Annotated in this window: 5 protein-coding genes; 2 read left to right on the forward strand and 3 right to left on the reverse strand. The window is 61.7% G+C overall.

Going from position 1 to position 6,681, the window contains the following annotated elements:
• Nucleotides 1–19: 19 nt before the first annotated feature.
• On the reverse strand, nucleotides 20–1,834 hold the full coding sequence (gene tfpB / locus VIE67_RS04950) for a type IV pilus assembly ATPase TfpB (RefSeq protein WP_332023859.1): 1,815 nt from the start codon (nucleotides 1,832–1,834) through the stop codon (nucleotides 20–22).
• A gap of 77 nt (nucleotides 1,835–1,911) precedes the next feature.
• Here tfpB and glyQ point away from each other — a divergent pair, with 77 nt between their 5' ends.
• Nucleotides 1,912–2,817, forward strand: a complete 906-nt coding sequence (gene glyQ, locus VIE67_RS04955; protein ID WP_332023869.1) for a glycine--tRNA ligase subunit alpha — start codon at nucleotides 1,912–1,914, stop codon at nucleotides 2,815–2,817.
• On the forward strand, nucleotides 2,817–4,961 hold the full coding sequence (glyS, locus tag VIE67_RS04960) for a glycine--tRNA ligase subunit beta (RefSeq protein ID WP_332023861.1): 2,145 nt from the start codon (nucleotides 2,817–2,819) through the stop codon (nucleotides 4,959–4,961). The genes glyQ and glyS overlap by 1 nt, the downstream gene beginning before the upstream one ends.
• Here glyS and VIE67_RS04965 read toward each other — a convergent pair.
• Both VIE67_RS04965 and VIE67_RS04970 read right to left on the reverse strand, forming a co-directional pair.
• Nucleotides 4,944–5,459: a hypothetical protein gene (locus VIE67_RS04965; protein ID WP_332023863.1), complete on the reverse strand. Its 516-nt coding sequence runs from the start codon at nucleotides 5,457–5,459 to the stop codon at nucleotides 4,944–4,946. The genes glyS and VIE67_RS04965 overlap by 18 nt on opposite strands.
• A 155-nt stretch (nucleotides 5,460–5,614) precedes the next feature.
• The coding region (locus VIE67_RS04970; protein WP_332023865.1) for a prolyl oligopeptidase family serine peptidase at nucleotides 5,615–6,681 on the reverse strand (1,067 nt) is incomplete at its 5' end.

Consider the following 6,681-nt stretch of genomic DNA (forward strand, 5'->3'; position numbering starts at 1 on the left):
ACGTTGCGTAATCGCGATGTCATTCGATCGGCGGCAGCACGCCGATCACTTCGGCGATCGTGGTGATGCCGCGCGCGACCTGCGCCGCCGCGGATATGCGCAACGGGCGCATGCCTTCGACGAGCGCGGCTTCACCCAGACGCACGAGATCGACCGCCGGCACGATCATCTGCCGGATCGGCGGCGAAATACGCATCATCTCGTAGATGCCGGTGCGGCCGAGGAAGCCGGTGTTGCGACATTCCAGGCAACCGGTCGGCCCGTATACGCGCGCCGGCGCCGGCACGCTCCAGCGATGCACGAGCGCTTCCCAGGCACGCGCGTCGAGCCGCGTCTCCGCCTTGCAATGCGGACACAGTGTACGTACCAGGCGTTGCGCGACGATGCCGGTCAGCGTGGACTGGATCAGATAGTGCGGCGCGCCCAGATCAAGCAGGCGCGGAATCGCGCTCGGCGCGTCGTTGGTGTGCAGGGTCGACAGGACCAGGTGCCCGGTCAGCGAAGCCTGAATCGCCATCTGCGCAGTTTCCAGGTCGCGGATTTCGCCGACCATGATGATGTCCGGATCCTGGCGCATCAGCGTGCGCACGCCCGCGGCGAAGTCCAGATCCAGCGCGGTCTGCACCTGCATCTGGTTGAATTCGGGCGAGACCATTTCGATCGGGTCTTCAACCGTGCACACATTGACGTCCGCTGTCGCCAGGTGTTTGAGCGTCGAATAAAGCGTCGTCGTCTTGCCCGAACCGGTGGGCCCGGTGACCAGCACGATGCCATGCGGACGCTCGACCATGCTGCGCCAGATGAGTTCTTCGTCCATCGAAAAACCGAGCTGGCGGAATTCCTTGACCACGATATCCGGATCGAAAATGCGCATCACGACTTTTTCGCCGAACGCGGTCGGCATCGTCGACAGGCGCAGCTCGACTTCGCGTCCGCCGCTCGATCGCGTCTTGATGCGGCCGTCCTGCGGCCGACGCTTTTCGGCGAGGTCCATGCGCCCGAGAATCTTCACACGCGCGGTCACCGCGGTCATCACCGGCGTCGGCAGTTCGAACACCTTGTGCATGATGCCGTCGATGCGGAAACGGATCGGGCTGGTGTCGCGGCGCGGTTCCAGGTGGATATCCGAGGCGCGCTGCTCGAACGCGTATTGCAGCAGCCAGTCGACGATATGCACGACATGGCGGTCGTCCGCGCCGATGTCCCCGGATTTGCCGAGCTCGAGCAACTGCTCGAAGTTGAGCAGCGTGCCGGTTTCGGTTTTCGCATCGCGCGCTTTCTGGATCGAGCGCTGCACGCCATAGAACTCGTTCAGATAGCGGCTCAGATCGACCGGATTGCACACCACGCGGCGCACGTCGCGGCGCAGGATGTGGCCGATATCGGCGAGCCAGCGCGTATCGAACGGCTCGCAGGTCGCAATCACCACGTGCAGCGGACTGACCTCGACCGGCAGGATGCGATAGCGTTGCGCGTACGCGTGCGAAATCACCTGGGTGACCGCGGCGACATCGATCTTCATCGGGTCGATCTTCAGATACGCCAGCCCGGCCTTGTCGGCCAGCCATTGCGCAAGCACCTCCAAGCTCAGCGGCTTGCCGTCCAGCGGGTTGGTCAGCTTCTGGTTGGCGATCAGCGTGAGCGGGTGCAGTTCGACCTTGTTGTGCGCCGTGCGCGCGTCGGCACGCACCTTGAGCGCGTCCTCGTCGGCGATCAGACCGTCGCGTTTGAGCACGCCGAGCACGGTTTCCACATCGAGCTTGCGATGCAGACTCAGTTCGGCATCGGCTACCCCCGTGACCGGCAGGCGGCTGCGTTGTGGGGCGATTGCCATGAGACGCCTTGGGATTCGTGCAGAGTCGATATACTAGCGCGCTTTCAATTCGCAACCGTGCAGACAACGTGAATCGCATCGCAGGTCCGACCTTCCAGGACATCATCCAGACTCTGAACCGCTATTGGGCGGCGCAGGGTTGCGTGCTTATCCAGCCGCTCGATACCGAGGTCGGCGCCGGCACATTTCATCCGGCGACGTTTCTGCGATCGCTCGGCCCCGAGCCGTGGGCGGCGGCCTATGTGCAGCCCTCGCGGCGGCCGACCGACGGGCGCTACGGCCAGAATCCGAATCGCCTGCAGCACTATTACCAGTATCAGGTCGTGATGAAGCCGAATCCGGACAACATCCTGGATTTGTATATCGACTCGCTGCGCGAGCTGGGTGTCGATCCGCTGGTGCACGATCTGCGCTTCGTCGAGGACAATTGGGAATCGCCAACGCTCGGCGCCTGGGGCCTTGGTTGGGAAGTCTGGCTCAACGGCATGGAAGTCACCCAGTTCACCTATTTCCAGCAGGCTGGCGGACTCGAATGCAGGCCGGTCACGGGTGAGATCACCTATGGTCTGGAACGCCTCGCGATGTACCTGCAAAATGTGGACAATGTATACAATTTGATCTGGACGCAGGGACCGCATGGCATCGTCACTTACGGCGACGTGTTCCATCAGAACGAAGTCGAGCAGAGCACCTACAACTTCGAACACGCGAACGTCGCCAAGCTGCTCGAATGGTTCGACACCTGCGAAGGCGAGGCGAAAAAACTCGTCGAAGTCGGCCTGCCGCTACCAGCCTATGAGCAGGTGATGAAAGCCAGTCACACTTTCAATCTGCTTGATGCGCGGCGAGCGATCAGCGTGACCGAGCGCCAGCGCTACATCCTGCGCGTGCGTACTTTGGCGCGAGCGGTGGCAGAGGCGTATTACGCGCAGCGCGAGAAGCTCGGGTTTCCGGGACTTAAGAGCAAGAAGGAAGCCGCCTGATGTCGACGGCGACGAGGTCTTTGTTGATCGAACTTGGCACGGAGGAGTTGCCGCCAAAGGCGCTTGATGAGCTTGCGGCTGCGTTCTCGACTGGAATTTGCGACGGCTTGAAAAAGCGTGGCATTGAGGCCGATATCGCAAATGCGAAAGCCTACTGCTCGCCGCGCCGTCTCGCGGTGCTCGTCCCTGCGGTTACGGAGACGCAGCCGGATCAGACCCAAGAGCGCCGTGGTCCCGCACTCAACGCTGGTCTTGATGCTGGCGGTCAGCCGACGAAGGCCCTGATCGGCTTTGCGCAAAGTTGCGGGGTCGAAGTCGCGCAGCTCGAAAAACTCGAAACCGACAAGGGCGCGTGGTTCGTGCATCGCGCAGTGAAGCAGGGCCAACCCATAGTTTCCTTACTTCCCGAGATCGTCGTTGAAGCGCTTAAGACTTTGCCAATTCCCAGACCGATGCGCTGGGGCGATCACGACTTTACTTTCGTGCGCCCAGTACATTGGCTGGTAATGTTGTACGGTGAAGAATTGGTCAATGGCGAAATTTTCGGATTGAAGTCCGATCGATTTTCACGAGGGCACCGGTTCCATTTTCCCGCACCCTTTGATGTCATATCTGCCGATTTATATGAGGTGAAACTGATAGATCGTCGAGTCATACCCGATCCAGTAGATCGTCGAAACAAAGTGGCTTCGGTAGTTATGCATGCCGTCAATGAATTGGGTTTCGAGTTTGTAGAACCTATCGATCTCGTTGCTGAAGTTTCGAACTTGCTCGAATGGCCGGTTGCTATTCAGTGCATGTTTGACAAGGAATTCCTCACTGTGCCGAGCGAAGCGCTCGTCGCAACAATGCAGGGCAATCAAAAGTTTTTCCCGGTATTTGACGCGAACGGAAAGCTCACGGATCACTTTATCGGCGTGGCCAATATCGAATCGAAGAATCCGGCGGAAATCCGCAGGGGCTACGAGCGCGTGATTCGGCCGCGCTTTGCCGATGCGAAGTTCTTCTACGATGAAGACCTGAAAACACCGCTGGCCGCGCAGCAGGAAGCGCTCAAATCCGTCACCTATCAGCAAAGCCTCGGCAGCGTCTGGGACAAGTGCGTGCGCGTGGCCGAACTCGCGCGTGTGATCGCCAATCGTGTCGGCGCCGATGCCGGTCTGGCTACGCGCGCGGCGGCGTTGTCGAAATGCGATCTGCTGACGCGCATGGTCGGCGAATTTCCCGAGCTGCAGGGCGTGATGGGACGTTATTACGCGAGCGCCAATGGCGAGAATGTGGAAGTCGCGCAGGCGCTCGATGAGTTCTACAAACCGCGTTTTGCAGGCGATGGCGTCGCAACTGGAACGATTGGAAAAGTGCTGGCCGTGGCCGAGCGTCTCGATACGCTGGCCGGCATCTTTGCCGTGGGCCAAAAGCCGAGCGGCAACAAGGATCCGTTTGCGCTGCGCCGCGCTGCACTCGGACTCGCGCGCACCTTGATAGAGGGCGACTTGCAACTCGATCTGAAAGCGCTGCTGACCGAAGCCTTGCAGTTGCTGCCCGATGCGGCGTTGGCCGCCGGATTGCCCAAAGGCAAGGACGGCAAATCGCCAGCACTCGATGCGGGCGCACGCCGCGACGCGCTCGCCAAGGAGTTGTACGACTTTATCCTCGATCGCTTGCGCGGCTACTACGCCGATCAAGGCGTTGCCGCTGAGCCTTTCGAGTCCGTGCGTGCACTGGCGCCTGCCGATCTAACCGATTTCGACAAGCGTCTGCGCGCCGTCGTGGAATTTTCCAAACTGCCACAGGCGCAGGCATTGGCGGCGGCGAACAAGCGCATCGGCAATATCCTGCGCCAGGCTGGCGGCGATATTGGTACGAAAATCGATCCGGCCTTGCTCGATGCAGGCGCGGAAACCGACTTGCATCGCGTGGTCGAAGCGACCGCGAAGACCATTGCGCCACTCGCCGCGCAGGGCAGTTACGTCGATACTTTGCGCGAACTTGCCAGTCTGCGCGAGCCGGTCGATCGCTACTTCGACGCGGTCATGGTCATGGTCGACGACACGGCCAAGCGCGCCAATCGTCTCGCGCTGCTCAACCGGCTGCGCCGCATGTTTCTCGACGTCGCCGATATTTCGCTATTGCCGGGGACGTGAGCTGCGGTCGCAGCCCTTGGCGTGACCGAGCTGCATAAGTCGCATCAAGCGTGCGTTCGATTGCATCTGCTGACCTTGCGCAACCACGGTTTTGGACTGCGCCAGTTGTTGATCGGCCAGCGGCTTGGCTTCGGCCGCTTCGCGCTCGTGGACAGCTTTACGGTTTGCCTGGTCGGCCTGCGTCGCCGCGCTACAGACCGGGCCACCTACGAAGCCACAGGCGGCACCCGCAGCCTGGGTCGTGGCGTTGACGCTCGGTGCGTCTCGCGCCCTTTGCTTTTCGCCCAGCGCCAAAAGCTGCTGATTGGTGTCGTTTAGCGCGCCGAGCGAGCCGCGCATCGAGTCGGCGTACGGCTTCATTTCCACCGCCAGTTGCTCGCAGCCCATTGCCTCGTCGCCCGGCCTTGCGCCGGAATCCTCCGCGGCCGCAGCAGCCGGCGGATAAAGCATCAGCACGCCAGCGCCCGCCAACGCGCATATCAAGTTCGCCTTCGTCATCGCGCTTTCCTCCCGATAGCAGGAATGCAACGGACCTCGGATGGCTGCGTCCCCCAGCGCTCCGCTCCGAGCATCGGTTGAACGGGAAAAACGCTACTCCGCGACCACGCCAAAGTCAAAGCGCAGCCCGGCGATCGGGCCGCGCGCAGGCGTTGTTATTTCACGTGATCCCACAGGTAGCTGAAGCCGAGCGCCGACATGAATGCGGCCTGCTTGTTGTCCGCGGCAGCGCCGTGACCGCCCTCGATATTCTCGTAGAAACTGATGTCGTCGCCGAACTCGAGCATGCGCGCGGCCATCTTGCGCGCCTGCGCGGGACCGACACGGTCGTCGCGCGTGGAGGTGGTGAAAAGCACCGGAGGATACTTTTTGCCTTTTTCCACATTTTGATACGGCGAGAAGGTCTTGATGAAGGCCCAGTCCTCGGCCTTGTCGGGATCGCCGTACTCGGCCATCCATGAGGCGCCCGCGGACAGATGCGTGTAGCGCTTCATGTCGAGCAGCGGTACCTGGCAGACGATCGCCGACCACAACTCGGGGTACAGCGTGAGCATATTGCCCATCAGCAGGCCGCCATTGCTGCCGCCCATCGCACCCAGATGCGGCTGCGAGGTGATCTTGCGCGCAACGAGGTCGCGTGCGACCGCGGCGAAGTCTTCGTAGGCACGCGGGCGATTGGCCTTGAGCGCAGCCTGATGCCAGCGCGGCCCGTATTCGCCGCCGCCGCGGATATTGGCGACGACGTAGACGCCGCGGCGCGCGAGCCACGCCCGGCCGATGCTGCCGCTGTAGTAGGGCTGTTCGGACACCTCAAACCCGCCGTAACCGTAGAGCAGGGTGGGGTTATTGCCGTCGAGTTTCAGATCCTTCGGCGCGATCACGAAGTAGGGCACGCGCGTGCCGTCCTTCGATGCGGTGAAGTATTGATGCACGTCGTTTTTCGAGGCATCGAAGAAACTCGGACTGTGCTTGAGCGGTTTTGCGGCGCCCTGGCCGAGCGTGCCGAAGTACAGCGTGGTCGGCTCGAGATAGCCCGAGACCGTGAGGAAGTACGCGTCGCTGTGGTCTGCGTCGATGCCGCCGGCCGCGATCGTGCTCATCGCCGGCGCGCCGCCCAGCGGTTCGCGTTTCCACTCGCCGCTGCGCGGCGTCAGCACTTCCAGCCGGCTGACGACGTTTTCCATTGCGCTGAGAATCAGGTGATGGCGCGTCCACGAATAAC

The organism is Rudaea sp., assembly GCF_036560865.1.
Classification (GTDB): Bacteria; Pseudomonadota; Gammaproteobacteria; order Xanthomonadales; family Rhodanobacteraceae; genus Rudaea.

Bases quoted from the DNA above. Each gene is read 5' to 3' on its own strand.
- glyS (WP_332023861.1), top strand. From the start codon at position 2,817: ATGTCGACGGCGACGAGGTCTTTGTTGATCGAACTTGGCACGGAGGAG.
- tfpB (WP_332023859.1), bottom strand. From the start codon at position 1,834: ATGGCAATCGCCCCACAACGCAGCCGCCTGCCGGTCACGGGGGTAGCC.
- VIE67_RS04965 (WP_332023863.1), bottom strand. From the start codon at position 5,459: ATGACGAAGGCGAACTTGATATGCGCGTTGGCGGGCGCTGGCGTGCTG.